Annotated in this window: 12 protein-coding genes; 8 read left to right on the top strand and 4 right to left on the bottom strand. The window is 41.6% G+C overall.

Annotated features, from left to right (window positions below):
• Positions 1 to 28: 28 nt before the first annotated feature.
• The 6 genes from murC (at position 29) to lpxC (ending at position 6652) form a co-directional block, all read left to right on the top strand.
• Complete coding sequence (gene murC, locus I6E78_RS00465; protein WP_231617923.1) at positions 29 to 1438, top strand: UDP-N-acetylmuramate--L-alanine ligase; 1410 nt, start codon at positions 29 to 31, stop codon at positions 1436 to 1438.
• Positions 1435 to 2355 carry a D-alanine--D-alanine ligase gene (locus I6E78_RS00460; protein WP_011329150.1) on the top strand — a complete coding sequence of 307 codons (921 nt, stop codon included), beginning with the start codon at positions 1435 to 1437 and terminating at the stop codon, positions 2353 to 2355. Before murC ends, I6E78_RS00460 begins: the two co-directional genes overlap by 4 nt.
• A 1-nt stretch (position 2356) precedes the next feature.
• On the top strand, positions 2357 to 3136 hold the full coding sequence (locus tag I6E78_RS00455; protein WP_011329149.1) for a cell division protein FtsQ/DivIB: 780 nt from the start codon (positions 2357 to 2359) through the stop codon (positions 3134 to 3136).
• The gene (gene ftsA / locus I6E78_RS00450) at positions 3133 to 4365 is read left to right on the top strand and encodes a cell division protein FtsA (protein WP_011329148.1); all 1233 of its coding nucleotides are present in this window, start codon (positions 3133 to 3135) and stop codon (positions 4363 to 4365) included. The genes I6E78_RS00455 and ftsA overlap by 4 nt, the downstream gene beginning before the upstream one ends.
• Positions 4366 to 4386: 21 nt before the next feature.
• Complete coding sequence (ftsZ, locus tag I6E78_RS00445; RefSeq protein WP_011329147.1) at positions 4387 to 5637, top strand: cell division protein FtsZ; 1251 nt, start codon at positions 4387 to 4389, stop codon at positions 5635 to 5637.
• A 103-nt stretch (positions 5638 to 5740) separates the two neighbouring features.
• Entirely contained in the window at positions 5741 to 6652 is a 912-nt protein-coding gene (gene lpxC / locus I6E78_RS00440) for a UDP-3-O-acyl-N-acetylglucosamine deacetylase (protein ID WP_011329146.1), read from the top strand.
• Positions 6653 to 6736: 84 nt separating this feature from the next.
• Here the strand turns inward: lpxC and yjjG are convergent, their stop codons facing one another.
• The 3 genes from yjjG to I6E78_RS00425 all read right to left on the bottom strand — a co-directional run bounded on the left by yjjG (position 6737) and on the right by I6E78_RS00425 (position 8953).
• A complete protein-coding gene (yjjG, locus tag I6E78_RS00435; RefSeq protein ID WP_011329145.1) occupies positions 6737 to 7411 on the bottom strand; it encodes a pyrimidine 5'-nucleotidase in 675 nt (224 codons plus the stop codon).
• Positions 7412 to 7425: 14 nt separating this feature from the next.
• Positions 7426 to 7971, bottom strand: coding sequence for an inosine/xanthosine triphosphatase (gene yjjX, locus I6E78_RS00430; RefSeq protein WP_089368725.1), 546 nt, complete (start codon positions 7969 to 7971; stop codon positions 7426 to 7428).
• 76 nt (positions 7972 to 8047) lie between these two features.
• Positions 8048 to 8953 (bottom strand): phosphoribulokinase, encoded by a 906-nt coding sequence (locus tag I6E78_RS00425; RefSeq protein ID WP_011329143.1) that lies wholly within the window; start codon positions 8951 to 8953, stop codon positions 8048 to 8050.
• A 116-nt stretch (positions 8954 to 9069) separates the two neighbouring features.
• Here I6E78_RS00425 and I6E78_RS00420 point away from each other — a divergent pair, with 116 nt between their 5' ends.
• A complete protein-coding gene (locus tag I6E78_RS00420; RefSeq protein WP_086993260.1) occupies positions 9070 to 9948 on the top strand; it encodes a TolB family protein in 879 nt (292 codons plus the stop codon).
• Between the two features lie 74 nt (positions 9949 to 10022).
• Positions 10023 to 10388, top strand: a complete 366-nt coding sequence (locus I6E78_RS00415) for a hypothetical protein (RefSeq protein WP_011329141.1) — start codon at positions 10023 to 10025, stop codon at positions 10386 to 10388.
• Positions 10389 to 10634: 246 nt separating this feature from the next.
• Here the strand turns inward: I6E78_RS00415 and I6E78_RS00410 are convergent, their stop codons facing one another.
• Positions 10635 to 13208, bottom strand: coding sequence for a M1 family metallopeptidase (locus I6E78_RS00410; protein WP_089368724.1), 2574 nt, complete (start codon positions 13206 to 13208; stop codon positions 10635 to 10637).
• Positions 13209 to 13210: the final 2 nt, after the last annotated feature.

Below are 13210 nucleotides of genomic sequence, written 5' to 3'. Positions count from 1 at the left end.
AATAAGAGAGCAATATACACGACCAGCAATGCGTCGCATTGAAACCATCCACTTTGTTGGTATTGGCGGCGCAGGCATGGGCGGCATTGCCGAAGTACTCGCGTTTGAAGGTTATAGGATTACCGGTTCAGACATTGCGCACAGCGCTATGACAGACAGGTTAATTAAAGCCGGTGCAGAGGTGTTTATTGGGCATCACGAAAATAACGTAAAAGATGCCAATGTAGTGGTTGTTTCCAGTGCTATTGATGAAACAAATCCAGAAATTATAGCCGCAAAGGCCGCAAGAGTACCTGTGGTACGCCGCGCCGAAATGCTCGCTGAGCTAATGCGCTTTCGCCACGGTATAGCTATTGCGGGTACACACGGTAAAACTACAACAACCAGTTTAATTGCCAGTATTTATGCACAAGCTGGCCTTGATCCAACATTTATAATTGGTGGCTTGTTAAATAGTGCCGGCAGCAATGCAAAAGTAGGTAAAAGCGACTTTTTAATCGCCGAAGCGGATGAAAGCGATGCCTCATTTTTACACTTACAGCCAATGGTATCGGTGATCACTAATATTGAAGAAGATCACATGGAAACCTATGGCGGCAGCCTAGAAAAAATGAAAGACACTTATGTGGACTTTATTCATAACCTGCCGTTTTATGGCTTAGCTGTAGTGTGTATTGACTCTGAAGTCGCGAGCGAGCTTATACCGCGCTTTGGTCGCCCAGTGATTACTTATGGTGAGTCGAGCGATGCGGATTATCGCATGAGCGACTTTAGCCAGTCGGCAAACACGTGCAAGTTTACGGTAACCAATAAACATGGCGAGAGCTTAACCGCAACGCTAAATATGCCAGGCAAGCATAATGCACTTAATGCCACTGCAGCTATAGCGGTAGCAAAAGATCAAAATATTGCTAATTTCGCTATTTTAGAAGCATTGCAAAAATTTGAAGGTATTGGCCGACGTTTTCAGCACTACGGTGAATTTGAAAACGAACGTGGCAGCGTAATGTTAGTTGACGATTATGGGCATCATCCGTCAGAAGTGGCCGCCACTATTACCGCTGCTCGTGAAGGCTGGCCAGATAAACGTTTAGTTATGGTGTATCAACCTCATCGCTTTACTCGTACTCGCGACTTGTACGAGGATTTTGTAAAGGTATTAGCCGAGGTTGATCAGTTGTTATTACTCGATGTATACAGTGCTGGCGAAGAGCCAATTGTAGGCGCAGATAGTAAAAGCTTATGCCGTAGTTTACGCCAGCGCGGTAAAGAGCCCCGCCACGTAGCTAATAGCGCAGAGTTGGCAAGCGTATTAGCCGATTGCTTACAAAATAACGATTTAGTATTAACCCAAGGGGCTGGCAACATAGGGCAATTAGTAAAAACCTTAGCCGCTACGGGTATGTCGATAGAAAAACTTAAACAAGGTGAAGTATGACACAGTTAAATACGCAGTTTGGTAAAGTAGCGGTGCTGTTAGGGGGTAACTCAGCAGAGCGTGAAGTGTCATTAAGATCAGGACAAGCGGTATTAAATGCATTGCAAAATCATGGCATAAACGCCATTGCCTTTGACCCAAAAGAGCGCCCGTTATGGGAGCTAAATGAGTTAGCAATTGATAGAGTGTTCATTGCACTGCATGGTCGTGGTGGCGAAGATGGTACAGTGCAAGGTGCGCTTGAATTTATGAACCTGCCGTATACTGGCAGTAACGTACTAGGCTCAGCGCTGGCTATGGATAAAGTGCGTTGTAAGCATTTATTTAAATCGGCAGGGTTAAGTACCGCTCCTTATACCGTGGTTGATGCCAAAAAAGGCTTTGATGCAGCGGCAATAATGCAGCAATTTAAAAAAGTGATGGTAAAGCCGTCACACGAAGGCTCAAGTATTGGTATGGCACAAGCAAGCACGCCACAAGAGCTTGAAGATGCACTGAGTAATGCGTTTAAGTTTGATAGCCAAGTGCTAGTTGAACAGTGGATCAGTGGCCGCGAATTTACCATAACGGTATTAGGCGATGAAGTGTTGCCAGTAATCGAAATGACAACCCCCAATGGTTTTTATGATTACCAAGCTAAATATCAAGCAACCACCACGCAGTATCATTGCCCGGCAGATTTATCGCCTGCAGATACCGAGCACTTACAAGCAATGGCACTCGATGCATTTGATTTAGTAGGTGCTAGCGGCTGGGGACGCGTAGATGCAATGCAAGATCAGCAAGGTAATTTTTACTTATTAGAAGTAAATACAGTACCCGGTATGACCGAAAAGTCGCTTGTACCTATGGCGGCAAAAGCACATGGTGCAAGTTTTGAGCAATTAGTTGTTCGCATTTTGGAGCAAACACTTTAATATGCATCCCCTTTTAGAAAAAACGCTACAAATCAAACAGCAACTAAACTGGTCGCTGATTTTTGGGGTGAGTTTTTTTCTAGCTGTGGTAATCGGCTTAGTGCAAATTACCACTGGTGTATCGGATTGGTTGGTAGAAAATAAAGATGCCCAAATTAAACACTTAACGGTGCAGGGTAATCCTAAATATACCGACGAAATCGCTATTATTAGGGCGATTAAAAAAGCAGATTTAACTAGCTTTTTTGACCTTAATGTAAAGCATGTACAGCAATTGGTACAAGATTTACCTTGGGTGGCAAGTGTATCGGTGCGTAAACAATGGCCCGACACACTGCAAGTTTATGTAGTTGAGCACCGCGCTGTTGCGCATTGGAATAGTGACTTGTTACTTAATCAAAACGGCGATGCATTTGAAGCTAAAAGTAATAAGTTAAGTAAAAACTTACCTCAACTATATGGCCCAGAGGGCAGTGAGCAAGAAGCATGGATTGCGTTTCAGCAATTTGACGAAATGCTAAAAGTAAACGCATTAACGTTAAAAAGTTTAGCGTTATCGGAGCGTTTCTCATGGCAGTTGTGGCTAGATAATGGAGTGCGCTTAAATTTAGGGCGCAAAGATAAAGCTAAGCGTGTACAGCGTTTTATAGACGTTTATCCACGCATGGAAAAGCGTGCAGATGCTCAAATAGATGCAATCGATTTACGCTACGATACTGGCCTTGCAGTCAGCTTTAAGCCATTGCAAGAAGAACAATTACAAAATAAGAGTAAGGCATGACTAAGTCAGCAGAAAGAAACCTAGTGATTGGATTAGACGTTGGCACCTCAAAAGTGATTGCAACGGTAGGTGAAATCACCGCAGACAACAAACTCAGTATTGTTGGTGTAGGCACGCAAATATCCCGAGGTATGGATAAAGGCGGCGTAAACGATTTAAACTTAGTATCTGAGTCTATTCGCCGAGCCATAGACGAAGCCGAATTGATGGCTGATTGTCGTATTAGCTCAGTGTACCTTGGTATCTCTGGCAAGCATATACAATGCCAAAACGAAAGCGGTGTAGTAGCAATTAACAACACCGAAGTAACCGATGAAGACATTGAAAATGTGATTCATATTGCCCGCTCAGTGCCTATTTCAGCAGAGCGTAAAATGCTACATGCGTTACCACAAGAATACAGTATCGACATGCAAGAGGGGATTAAAAACCCACTCGGTATGAGCGGCGTACGTATGGAAGCACGTGCTCACATTATTACGTGCTCAAACGATATGGCAAAAAATATCGAAAAATGTGTACAGCGTTGTGGGCTTGAAGTTGACCAGCTTATTTTTACTGCACTTGCCTCATGTTACTCGGTACTGACCGATGATGAAAAAGAGCTGGGAGTAGCAGTACTTGATATTGGTGGTGGCACTATGGATATCACTATATACATTAATGGTGCACTGCGTCACTCAGCGGTTATTCCGGTGGCGGGTAACCAAGTAACTGGCGATATAGCAAAAATATTTCGCACACCTATATCACATGCAGAGGCACTCAAAGTACAATACGCCTGTGCTAGTAGCCAAATGGCCAGTAATGAAGACACCATAGAAGTACCGAGTGTAGGCGGACGCCCAGCTAGATTAATGTCACGTCATACATTATCGGAAGTGGTAGAGCCAAGATTTAGAGAATTATTTGAATTAGCGATGGAAGAAATTCGTCGCTCAGGGTTAGAAGACCAAATTGCAGCAGGTCTCGTTATCACAGGCGGAACTGCTAAAATGGCCGGCGCAATGGAAGTAGCAGAAGATATTTTCCAAATGCCGGTAAGAATAGGCAAACCAATTGGGATAGTTGGTTTGACAGACTATGTGGACGATCCTTCGTACGCAACCGCTGTTGGTTTGTTACAATACGGGCGTACCATGCAATCAATGAATGCACAAAAGTTGAAAGCAGAAGGGAATAATAATTTATGGAGCCGCATTACTAAGTGGTTCCAAGGCGAGTTTTAGTACTCAAGTCGGAGAGTAAACATGTTTGATATGATGGAACAACATAGCGAAGAAGCTGTAATAAAAGTAATTGGCGTGGGCGGCGGCGGCGGTAACGCTGTTGAGCACATGGTAAAACAGCAAATTGAAGGCGTATGCTTTATTGCTGCTAATACAGACGCACAAGCATTACGTAACTCAGCAGCGCACGTTACTGTACAATTAGGCACGCAAATAACCTCAGGGTTAGGAGCCGGTGCAAACCCAGAAATAGGTCGTCAATCAGCTGAAGAAGATGCCGATACAATTCGTGCCAGCCTTGAAGGTGCCGACATGGTATTTATTGCAGCAGGTATGGGCGGCGGTACTGGTACTGGTGCAGCGCCTGTAGTGGCAAAAATTGCAAAAGAGCTTGGTATTTTAACCGTAGCAGTAGTTACGCGTCCTTTTGATTTTGAAGGTAAAAAGCGAGCTGCAGCGGCTGAACAAGGCATTAATGAATTGTCAGAAATTGTAGATTCACTTATTACAATTCCAAACAATAAACTGCTTAAAGTTTTAGGAAAAGGGACTACACTTTTAGATGCCTTCGCTAAAGCTAACGACGTATTATTTGGTGCGGTTCAGGGTATTGCAGAGTTAATTACTCGCTCTGGTCTGATCAACGTGGATTTCGCCGACGTACGTACAGTAATGTCAGCAATGGGTCCTGCAATGATGGGTACAGCGTCTGCATCAGGTCCTGATCGTGCGCAAGAAGCAGCAGAAGCGGCTATCTCAAGCCCATTACTTGAAGACGTAGATTTAACTGGTGCTAAAGGTATCTTGGTTAATATTACTGCGGGTATGGACATTGCGATTGAAGAATTTGAGATCGTTGGTAACCACGTAAAAGCATTGGCATCAGAAAACGCTACTGTGGTTGTAGGTGCAGTAATTGACCCTGAAATGACCGATGAATTACGTGTAACTGTAGTTGCAACTGGCTTAGGTGGCGATCGTCGTCCGCAGTTTGGCATTGTTGATAATGGCTTTAAAAAAGCATCAGGTTCTGATGTAGCCAGCACTTCAAACCAAAGTAGCAGCATGTACGTACCAAGCTTTGCAAGCCAAGGCACAAGCGCTGAAGAAAACACTGCAAAGACGCAAGTTGAAAGTGACGAAAAAACAACTTCATCTAGTGCTAACAAAAGCACAACGAGTGCTGCAGCGCCAAGTAACAAAAAATCAGACAAGTCAGAAGGCGGAGATTACTTTGATATTCCTGCTTTTTTACGTAAACAAGCTGATTAATATAAACAGTATTTCGTTTGAAATGTGAACGAATATTGCAATTGCGGCGTATTTATGTTAGTATCCGCCGTCTAACTGTAACTGAATTTAAGTGAGCGAACCTATGATTAAACAGCGAACGATTGCACAAGTAGTCAAAGCCATAGGAATTGGACTTCATAAAGGTGAGAAGGTCACAATAACTCTCCGACCTGCGAGCGCAAATACTGGGATTGTATTTCGTCGTGTCGACCTTGATCCGGTTGTTGATTTTGAAACAACACCTGAAGCCGTTGGTGATACGCAATTATGTACCTGTTTAATTAACAAAGATGGTGTTCGCTTATCAACTACTGAGCATCTTATTGCCGCTGTTGCTGCAATGGGTATTGATAATCTAATTGTAGAATTAGATAGCTCAGAAGTGCCAATAATGGATGGTAGTGCATTACCATTCATTTATTTGTTACAAAAAGGCGGTATTGAAGAGCAAAATGCAGCAAAACGCTTTATTCGTATTAAAGAAAAAGTACGTATTGAAGAAGGCGATAAATGGGCCGAGTTAGAACCGTATGACGGTTTTCATATCGACTTTGAAATTGCCTTTGATCACCCAGCTATCAATGAAAGTCGCCAACGTATTGGTTTAGATATTACGACGAAAAGCTTTATTGAAGAAATTAGCCGTGCACGTACTTTTGGTTTTATGAAAGACATTGAATATATGCATGCTAACAACCTAGCATTAGGTGGCAGCATGGATAGCGCAGTAGTACTTGATGAGTTTAAAGTGTTAAATCCAAACGGTTTACGCTACAGCGATGAGTTTGTTAAGCATAAGATATTAGACTGTGTTGGTGACATGTTTATGACAGGTCATAACATTTTAGGTAAAGTAACTGCATTTAAATCGGGTCACGATTTAAATAATAAATTACTACGTAAATTAATGGCTACTGAGTCAGCATGGGAGTGGGCAACCTTTGAAACGCCTGTAACGATGCCTGCACCCGGCCTTGAATTAGCGCCAGCCTAATTTATTGCTCACACAGTTATAAAAAATGACGCTAATTAGCGTCATTTTTTTTGCCTATTGAAAATACTTTAAGTGCGTAGCTACCTACAGCTCTAAAATACTTTGTAACTGCTTCAAATGAGTAACGGTATAGGTAGGCTTTATACCCTCGGGCAACTGCTCGTTTGGGTGTTGTAACCAGCAGGTATCAATCCCCGCATTATTACCGCCTAAAATATCGCTTGTGGCAGTATCGCCAACCATTAATATTTGGCTTTTATCTGGGTTACCCATTAATTCAAAGGTATGGTCAAAAATAGCTTTATTAGGCTTAGCTATGCCCACTAATTCAGAAATGACTAACCATTCAAACATATCTTTTAAACCAGTATGCTCAAGGCGCACGGTTTGTAAACGTGCAAAACCATTAGTAATAATACCTAACTTAGCGTGGGGCTTAAGTTTATTTAACAGCTCTATGGCACCGGGTAGCGGCTCGCATATTTCTGCCATAGCATCTAAAAATGCATCATTAAGCTCTTTTGCTGGCACATTTAGTTTAGTAGCCCATTCGCTAAAGCGAGTAACCTGCAAGTAGTCGGCACTAATGTCGCCATTTTGGTAATCAACCCATAGTTGCTTATTGGTTTTTTGATAATGAAGATAGTCGGCTTGGCTAAAATCTACGTTATATGTTTTAAACATGCGAGTCATGCCCGCTAAAATATCAAATCTAAACAAGGTTTCGTCTGCATCAAACAGCACGTAACTGTATTTCATTAAACTTCCTAAAATTAATTTGTTTGGCAATAAAGCGCTGAATGTAAAAAAGGTGCCATGGCCAAAGTAAGTGCCTGAGTATAGGTACTTTCGCGGGTGGCGTGGTTATTAGTGAGTAAACCAATAGCGCCGCCTTGCTGCTTTATATTGGTGGTATTAAAAGTCTTATCCATAACATCGCCAAGCTCTGCACCATTAAGTAATGCGTTATACAGTATTTGCGGCAAAGGTAGGTTGCTACTGCGTCCTACAACTTGATTTACCGCGTTATCGATAACTACATAGGCAAAGGTTGCGGCACCGTAACTAAATTGCTCTGCACCGCCTTCCATGGCCACATAATAGTGGGCTTGGTAGTGCTCTTTGCAGTAATTCACTCGGTTTTGTGCGCCAATGCGAGTTTGCTCTTCACCAATAGGTTGATCAGGCACACCCGAGGGAGCATTTACACCTTGGCAGTCAATGTCACGCTCTGGAAAATATATGCTAAAAATGCACTTAGCAGCATTTATTTTTACTGGGTTTTTAGAGCCCACAATAACTTTTAATGGTTGCGACATGCTGATCTCACTTTAAGCAAAATCAGCAGTGTACGTGAGTTGGCTTTAACAAAAAAGGGCAGTGGGTTATCCAATATCAAATAGGTAAATCCAGTGGTGCTAGGTTTTCTAATGCTCGTTTTTTTAAAATAATATCTTTAATGAGTGGGGTAAGTACCAACTCCATTGCCAAGCCCATTTTACCGCCAGGCACTACCAAGGTATTAATACGCGACATAAAGCTACCTTGGATCATCTGTAAATAGTACGGAAAATCGACATCTTCAATGCCCCTAAAGCGGATCACCACAAAGCTTTCATCGAGTGATGGAATGTCTTTTGCGCTGAACGGGTTAGAGGTATCTACGGTAGGGACTCGTTGAAAGTTAATATGGGTGCGTGAAAATTGTGGAGTAATATGGTTAATATAATCGTCCATACTGCGCACTATAGATCCCATTACCGCTTCGCGTGAGTGACCACGATCAGAGGTGTCGCGGATCAGCTTTTGGATCCACTCAAGGTTGATAATGGGCACCATACCAATAAGTAAATCTACATGTTTTGCTACATCCACATTGTGCTCTTGATCTACAACAGCGCCATGCAATCCTTCGTAAAATAATAAATCGGTATTTTGCTCTAGGTTTTGCCACGGAGTAAATGTGCCGGGCAATTGGTTGTAAGGCACCGCTTCGTCAAAGGTATGTAAATAACGACGCAGTTTACCTTGGCCGGTTTCACCGTAGCTATCAAATAGGGTTTCTAGTAAACCAAAGTCGTTGGCTTCGCGGCCAAAGTAGCTAATATGTTTGCCTTCTTGTTGCGCGTCACGTACTTTTTTTTCCATTTCAGGGCGAGTGTAACGATGAAAGCTATCCCCTTCGATAAAAGCCGCACTAATGTTAAGGCTACGAAAAATATGTTTAATTGCATTCGTGGTGGTAGTTGTCCCCGCACCTGAAGAGCCGGTTATTGCAATAATAGGATGTTTAGCTGACATATTAATTCTCTTTTATAAGACCCGGTTAGTTATAAAGATGTTGCTGGTCTAGGTCAAGTGACGTAATCAGCAAATAACGTTATCATGGGGTGCTTAAAAATAAAACGAGATAGAGCATGAAATTTTTAAAACCACTACTAGGGTTGTTTTCAATAAGCGCTTTAACGCTCTCAGTAGCACAGGCAAGTATGCCCAAAAGCCAAGTATTATTAGCCGATTTAAATACTCCTTATGGCCTGCAAGTTACTATTGTGAGCGACAGTGATAGTTATAATAATCAGCCTCATATACACAATAATGGTGTTTACTTTACCCATGAAGTATTAAGTATTGAGCAAAGCCAAACCGATATTGCTTACTACGACTTTGCAACAAAACAAATTATTAATATAACCAATACGCCAGTAAGCGAATACTCACCAACCGTAATGCCAAATAAACAAAGCTTATCGGCAATTGTGGTAGAGGCCAATGGCAAGCAAAAGCTATGGCAATATCCGCTTGATAGCGAAGTTGCAGCAAGTCGTATTTTTGACTGGATAGAGCCAGTGGGATATCACGCATGGGGTATAAATAACGATTTAGTAATGTTTATTTTAGGTGAGCCACATACATTACAATATAGCTTGGTTGCAGCGGCAAAAGGGCAAGTTGTGGCAAAAAACATTGGTCGTACGCTTATTTACAATCATACAATGGCGCAGTTTATATTTAGTTACACCCAAAATGAGCAACATATTGTAGCGCGTTTTAATCCACAAACTAAGCAGGTAGAAAACTTACTTAGATTGCCGCTACAAGTACAAGACTTTATCTTAAAAGACGACAGTACGCTGGCTTATGCGCTTAACAACCGTGTTTACCAACGTAACCTTAGTGGCAATAACACTGTATCGCAATGGCTGGATTTAACACCCTATTGCCATACCAATATTACCCGTATGAGTTATAACAACGACAAACTTGCTTTTGTTTGTGATGTAGCTGAGGACTAATTTAAATAAATTTCAGACTTTATAATGCGTATGCGTTAAGGTTATGCGCAAATTTAACTAATAGGGATTACAACGTGGCTTATAGTGCAGACGAGCTTACTGAGCAGCTAATTAAATTAGAGTGTAGAAGTAATTTTAAAATAAAGAATATTGCCGAATACATGTTAGTTAATTCAAAAGAAGCGTTTTACACGCACAGTGAAGGCGGCAAAGGTAAAATTATAATTCGCCCAGCATTTGAAGTGTTTAGTGATGATTTTACCGATATTGATGGGGTAGTGCGTACTCAGGGCTATTTTCATAGTAGCGAAATGACGCGTTTTCCTACGCGCATTTATAAAAGTGCACAGCCGATTCATTATGGTGTCGCGTTTAAAATAAACTCTGAGCAAGCAGCAAAAGATTTTATTGCTAAACTAACGATGATTTTAGGCGGGTAATAGTAAAGGTTTATAAATCAGCTTTCAGACTTCAGATTTAACAAAATATCGGCCAAGCTGGGTTTAGGTTATAAGTAGGCAAGGCAGTATGCCGCGCTTTTTTAAAGCCTGGTAAATTTAACACCACAGCGCAAAATGCTAGGTATTAGTAAAAAACAAACCAAGCTCGCAGTAAATTATTAGCTACGAAGCTTGGTTTTGTTATCAGCTCTAGGCTCTAAAATAAAACCTAGAACCCTAATATAGCTACTTACCTTTTAAGAAGTTATTAACCGATTCAAGCTCACGATTTTTCAGTGCAATACAATCATTAGTACTTTCTTCTAGTTTACTTAAAGTACGAGCGTAACCTGGTATTTCAGCTAACTTAGTATTAAAGAAGCTTTGTGTTGTGGCAAAGCTATTTGCATCACAATTTGCAGTCGTAAAATACGGTAGGTTAGGGATAAAAAACGGCGGTAAGCTTGCTGTTACTTTATCGTAATTACTGTAAACCCAGTCAATAAACAGCGCTTGGCGCTCATCAGTATAGCTTTGTCCTGCTAAAATAGTGCGCATGTCGGATGCGGTTACTTCATCTGTTAAGCTGTAAGCCAATACTGCTTTTTGCAGTGCAGGTTTTGCAAAGTAGCCCATAGCCGAGAGCATATTAGTACGTACTTGTGGATCTTTGGTGGTTTTAAAGGTTGCCATAAATTGATCAAGCAACGCTTTATCGCCGTTAAAAGCAGCTAAAGTTAAATAAGTACCTGCTAAGTACGGGTCTACTTTTTGTGGATCGTTTAAATAAACCTGAGTTTGCTGTTTTGCTTTATTGATCACATTTTGATCTTCGCCATCAAAACCTAAACGCGATACAACCGCAGCTCGAAGTTGTGAAATAGCGCCATCTTCACCTACTTTTGCCTCTAAGCCATATTTTTTAGCCGCAGGGGTTACTGCACCACGAATAAATTTAGGCCATAAGTCTTTATTGCTATCGTCTTTAAAGGTGCGTTGTTGCGATACTAAATAGCCCAGCGCGGTATTAGCAACGCGAGGGTGGCTGTCGCTTATAAATACTTCAAGCGTTTGCATTAACTTAGCGGCCGATATAACACCAGCATCAAGTAGTGCATCGGTAGCAGATAATAACGCTAAACGTTCGCGGTCATCTAGCTTGTCAGCAGCATTGTCGATAAGCGCACTAAACTGTGCATCGTCCATCACCCAGCGGTAATAACCCAATGCGCCTTGATCGGGATAAATCCACTCGGGTGCAAAATCTAAATCTAGCGTTTGGCTTTGTTTATTAAGTAATACGTTCGCTGTTTTTACTTTATCGCCCGCGCCATATTTAATTGCAACAGGCACATTCCATAATTGCTCAGGCGCATCAACACCGGCATTTACAAAGCGACTTTGCGATATAGTTATTTTACTACCTTGCTGAGCTACTTTAATCAGTGGGTAGGAAGATTGCTCAATAAACGATTTTAAAACACTCGCTACATCTTTATTAGAAGCTTTGCCAAGTGCTTGCCATAAATCGGCAGCTTCGGCATTTTTATAGGAAAATTCTTTTAAGTAATTTTGAATACCTTTTTGAAAGGCCTCTTCACCTATCCAGTTTTCAACCATAGCAAGTACCGAGCTACCTTTGCTATAAGCAAGGCCTAAACCATCCATAATATCGGCTTCGGTTTTAATTGGTTTACGAATTGGTTTAGTACTCAAACGTGCATCAAGTGGCATAACGTTATTTTGTGGTAAATCTAGGTGCGATTCAAATTCAGGGTTTAGTTGCTTGGTAATTTTTGCCGCCATCCAACTAGCAAACGCTTCGTTTAACCATAAATCGTTCCACCACTTCATCGTTACTAAGTTACCGTACCATTGGTGTGCAAGTTCGTGAGCAATAATAGACACATTGCGTTGTTTTTTACTGCGCGTAGCGGCAGCTAAATCAACCAATAAAATATCTTCTCGGTAGGTTACAAGTCCTGAGTTTTCCATGGCACCAAACGGAAATTCAGGTACAGCCACCGAATCTAGTTTTTGATACACATAAGGAATACCAAAATACGCCTCAAGTGCGCCTAGTACTTTTGGCATGTTTTCTTTTGCGTACTGGGCTAAATGAATTTTACCTTGTGGGGTAATTACGCGCCCTGGCACCGACATACCTTCAACATTAAGCTCTTCAAAAGGGCCCACAGCCATTGCTACTAAATAAGAAGGAATAGGCGGTGTTTTATCAAAAAAGTGGGTGGTCATGTCGCCATTTACTGTAGTTTTAAGCTCAGGTGTATTGGCATATACTTTTTGTGAGGTAGGCGCGGTAATAGTGAGCTGAAATGGAATTTTGTAGCTTGGCTCGTCAAACACCGGAAATGCACGGCGCGCATCACTCATTTCAAACTGAGTAAATAAGTAAGGTGTACCTTGATCTAAGGTTTTATATAGCCCAACACTTTGGCGATTATATGGCGCTGAAAAATCAATTTTTAAGGTGTATTTACCCGGCTGAATTTGCTCATCACAGCTAAATTTTACTTTACCGGTTTTGAGCATTTCGCTGTTTAAGTCACAATTTTGCTCGCCAAGTAATTGTGCCATTTTAGTTGCGTAAGCCACGCCGTTTAGCTCTATGTAGTTAGTTGGCTTGAGTACTTCTAAAATAATTTCAGTCATTCCAGTAAAGGTATCTTGGCTTGGATCGAGTGTTAACGACACTGATTGACTGCTTGGTTTTGCGAGTTTTTCAATTACGAATTCGTTAGCATTTGCGGCGTTCATCGCGAATGCAACACTTACGGTTAAGAGGCTTTTAAGAAACATAG

Source organism: Pseudoalteromonas sp. NZS127, from assembly GCF_015864805.1.
Classification (GTDB): domain Bacteria; phylum Pseudomonadota; class Gammaproteobacteria; order Enterobacterales; family Alteromonadaceae; genus Pseudoalteromonas; species Pseudoalteromonas nigrifaciens.
Note: the sequence above shows the minus strand (reverse complement) of the source record. Positions and strands in the feature narration are given on the sequence as shown.

What these genes read in the sequence shown, in the direction of transcription:
- murC (WP_231617923.1), top strand. Translation starts at nt 29, where the DNA reads ATGCGTCGCATTGAAACCATCCACTTTGTTGGTATTGGCGGCGCAGGC.
- I6E78_RS00460 (WP_011329150.1), top strand. Translation starts at nt 1,435, where the DNA reads ATGACACAGTTAAATACGCAGTTTGGTAAAGTAGCGGTGCTGTTAGGG.
- I6E78_RS00455 (WP_011329149.1), top strand. Translation starts at nt 2,357, where the DNA reads ATGCATCCCCTTTTAGAAAAAACGCTACAAATCAAACAGCAACTAAAC.
- ftsA (WP_011329148.1), top strand. Translation starts at nt 3,133, where the DNA reads ATGACTAAGTCAGCAGAAAGAAACCTAGTGATTGGATTAGACGTTGGC.
- ftsZ (WP_011329147.1), top strand. Translation starts at nt 4,387, where the DNA reads ATGTTTGATATGATGGAACAACATAGCGAAGAAGCTGTAATAAAAGTA.
- lpxC (WP_011329146.1), top strand. Translation starts at nt 5,741, where the DNA reads ATGATTAAACAGCGAACGATTGCACAAGTAGTCAAAGCCATAGGAATT.
- yjjG (WP_011329145.1), bottom strand. Translation starts at nt 7,411, where the DNA reads ATGAAATACAGTTACGTGCTGTTTGATGCAGACGAAACCTTGTTTAGA.
- yjjX (WP_089368725.1), bottom strand. Translation starts at nt 7,971, where the DNA reads ATGTCGCAACCATTAAAAGTTATTGTGGGCTCTAAAAACCCAGTAAAA.
- I6E78_RS00425 (WP_011329143.1), bottom strand. Translation starts at nt 8,953, where the DNA reads ATGTCAGCTAAACATCCTATTATTGCAATAACCGGCTCTTCAGGTGCG.
- I6E78_RS00420 (WP_086993260.1), top strand. Translation starts at nt 9,070, where the DNA reads ATGAAATTTTTAAAACCACTACTAGGGTTGTTTTCAATAAGCGCTTTA.
- I6E78_RS00410 (WP_089368724.1), bottom strand. Translation starts at nt 13,208, where the DNA reads ATGTTTCTTAAAAGCCTCTTAACCGTAAGTGTTGCATTCGCGATGAAC.